The organism is Massilia phosphatilytica, from assembly GCF_977014125.1.
Genome location: NZ_CDRNIL010000128.1, coordinates 1 through 2,918 on the forward strand (window position 1 = coordinate 1; position 2,918 = coordinate 2,918).

5 protein-coding genes are annotated in these 2,918 nt (G+C 64.1%); 1 reads left to right on the forward strand and 4 read right to left on the reverse strand.

The features are described 5' to 3' along the window. Positions 1-16 precede the first annotated feature (16 nt). The 4 genes from ACWNCF_RS04465 to ACWNCF_RS04480 all read right to left on the reverse strand — a co-directional run bounded on the left by ACWNCF_RS04465 (position 17) and on the right by ACWNCF_RS04480 (position 2,069). On the reverse strand, positions 17-265 hold the full coding sequence (locus ACWNCF_RS04465) for a hypothetical protein (RefSeq protein ID WP_449406174.1): 249 nt from the start codon (positions 263-265) through the stop codon (positions 17-19). Positions 266-284: 19 nt separating this feature from the next. After that, complete coding sequence (locus ACWNCF_RS04470) at positions 285-587, reverse strand: hypothetical protein (protein ID WP_449406175.1); 303 nt, start codon at positions 585-587, stop codon at positions 285-287. A 27-nt stretch (positions 588-614) separates the two neighbouring features. Further along, on the reverse strand, positions 615-1,349 hold the full coding sequence (locus ACWNCF_RS04475) for a globin domain-containing protein (RefSeq protein WP_449406176.1): 735 nt from the start codon (positions 1,347-1,349) through the stop codon (positions 615-617). Positions 1,350-1,571: 222 nt separating this feature from the next. After that, on the reverse strand, positions 1,572-2,069 hold the full coding sequence (locus tag ACWNCF_RS04480) for an RrF2 family transcriptional regulator (RefSeq protein ID WP_449406177.1): 498 nt from the start codon (positions 2,067-2,069) through the stop codon (positions 1,572-1,574). Positions 2,070-2,278: 209 nt separating this feature from the next. Here ACWNCF_RS04480 and ACWNCF_RS04485 point away from each other — a divergent pair. Then, on the forward strand, positions 2,279-2,918 hold a 640-nt coding region (locus ACWNCF_RS04485), incomplete at its 3' end, for an amino acid permease (RefSeq protein ID WP_449406178.1).

The following is a 2,918-nucleotide window of genomic DNA, read 5'->3' on the forward strand; positions in this document are numbered from 1 at the left end:
GTGCCCTCTACTTCGTTCAGTTACGTATTGCTAAGGTTAAAACGGAGGAGTTGGTTGATGATCCAGCACCTAGCAGTCGCTGGTCGCGCAGAACAGCGGGTCGGGCGGCATCCGCGTGTACGGCAATCCCGCGCAGCGGACCGTGCGCGGGACGCTCATCCAGGTCGTGAATTGAATGTGGCGGAACGCGTGGGCACGGGTGCCCCCCTACGAGAACACGTAGGGTGGGCGGGGAGGTAATGCCGGGGGCATTGCCTCCGCCCACGCGTTCTGCCTGCGTTTGCTCAGAGCAGGTGATCCAGCAGCTCGGGCCCGAACACCTCGCGGTACAGGCGCCCCGCCGGCACGCCGGCATGCAGCAAATCGAGCCACTGCGCCTGCATGAACTTGTGCGGTCCGCACAGGTACACGTTCGCTTCGTCGCGCGGCCATGCCGGCAGCTTGGCCACGTCCATGCGGCCTTCGATGACGCCGGCGGCGCCTTGCGCGTCTTCGTGGAACGTCACGACCGACAGGTTCGGCATCACGGCCTGCAGCGCGTCGACTTCCCCGCGCAGCCGCATGGTGGGTCGCATCGCGGGCGGCATGCGCGAAGATCACGCGGCGCTGCGGGTTCAGCGCCGGCCACGCGCTTCAGTGCGGAGACCATCGGCGTGATGCCGACGCCGGCCGACGGCACGCACGAGCGGCTTGTCGCCTTCCGTCTCGGGCGTGAATTCGCCGAACGGGTGCGACACCTGCAAGGTGGCGCCGACTTTTATGTTCGCGTGCAGCCAGTTCGACACTTCGCCGGCCGGCGCGTCGTCGATGCTGTCTTCGCGCTTGACGGAGATGCGCAGGCTTGCGCCGTCGGGCGCATCGGACAGGCTGTACTGGCGCAGCTGGTGGCGGCCGCCTGGCAGGTCGACGGCGACGCTGACGTACTGGCCCGGCTTGAACGCGGGGACCGGTTTGCCGTCCGCCGGCACGAAACGGATCGACAGCACGTTGAAGCTTTCGGTCTTGACGTCGGTGACCCGCATCGGGCGGGTCTCGCCCGGCTGGATGCCGGCCGTGCTGTACATCTTCGCTTCCGCTTCGATCAACAGCCTGGCCAGGGAGTTATACGCTTCCTTCCAGGCGTCCAGCAGCGGCGGCGTGGCGGCGTCGCCCAGCGTGGCGGCGATGGATTCGAGCAGGTGCTTGCCGACGATCGGGTAGTGCTCGGCGCGGATGCCGACCGACACGTGCTTGTGCACGATGCGCTCGACGACGGGACCCAGCGCGCCCGGATTGCCGATGTTGGCCGCATAGGCGAATACCGCCGATGCCAGCAATTGCTGCTGCGCCCCGCTGGCCTGGTTGCCCATATTGAAGATGCGGGTCAACTGGGATGCGCGCCCAGCATGTTCAGTGTAGAACAGCTTGGTGATCGTGAGGCCATGCTGGCGCAGGACGGGGACGCTGGCATCGATGTAGGGGCGGGATTGCTTCGGAAATCATCATGGTTCCTTTAATTATGCATTTAAAATGCAGATTTACAGTTCAAAAAAAGGCCCGCACTGGCGCGGCGTTGCCATCACACTAATAAGTTAATCCTCACTCACCGGTTCCGTGGCTGGCAGCCTGCTTCTTGCTGCCGCGCCGTCCCAGAACATCCGGTGCATGCGCACGACCTGCTCGCCGGTGTTGCCGGCCGTCGCGTGGGCCAGCGTGTAGCGGTCCATCGCGTCGTAGAAGGCCTTCATGCCGGTACGCAGCATGCCGCGCAGCTGGCAATCCAGCTTCAGCGCGCAATCCGTGCCTTCGCAGTCGACCAGTTCGTCGTCCTCGCCTTCCAGCTTGCGCAGCACCTGGCCGATCGTGAGCGTTGCCGGATCGGCCGCGAGGCGCAGGCCACCGTTGCGTCCGCGCGTCGCCTGCACCCAGCCCAGCTTCGCCAACTGGCCAACCACTTTCACGAGGTGGTTCAGCGGGATGTCGAACTGCTTGCCGATTTCCGCCACCGTCACCGGCTGCGTACGTTCTCCCGCCCGTTCCAGATAGATCAGGACACGCAGGCCAATATCGGAGAATCGTGTGAGTCGCATCGGGTAAGCTCAGTGGGTACCGGCGTATTCTACCTGCACGGCCGTATTCTACCTAAATCTGCATAAAAAATGCATGTTTAAGCGAAGTATTTTTTTGCCGCGCTGAAAGCGGCCCCGGAAACTGGCCCTATAATCGCGGACTTTGGGTGCTTATATCGCATCCACATAACACATATAATCAGCGCCACCCGCGCCAAGAGGAACACGTCGTGAACCAGACCCTGGGCCAAAAGCTCATCCGCACCAAGACATCCGAGCACAAATCCGATGACGGCAACGTCCATGCGCTGGGCCGCTCGCTGGGCCTCTTTCCCCTGACCATGATCGGCGTCGGCGCCACGATCGGCACCGGCATCTTCTTCACGATGGTGGAAGCCGTGCCGAAGGCCGGTCCGGCCGTCGTGCTGTCGTTCCTGATGGCCGCCGTCACGGCGGGCCTCACGGCGCTGTGCTATGCCGAGCTGGCCAACCGCGTGCCGGCCGCCGGGTCCTCGTATTCCTTCGCCTACGCCACCGTGGGCGAATTCGCCGCCTTCGTCGTCGCGGCCTGCCTGCTGCTCGAGTACGGCCTCGCGGCCAGCGCGACGGCCATCGGCTGGTCCGATTACCTGAATAACTTCCTGCAGAATGCGCTCGGCTGGCAGATCCCCGATGCGCTGCGCTCGCCCATGATCGTCGCGGGCAAGACCGGCGGCGTCGAATTCCACGCCGGCCAGATCAACCTGCCGCCGATCCTTCTGGTGGTGCTGTGCTGCGTGCTGCTGATCCGCGGCACCAAGGAATCGGCGACGACGAACGCCATCATGGTGCTCATCAAGCTGGCGATCCTCGTGTTCTTTTCCGCGATCG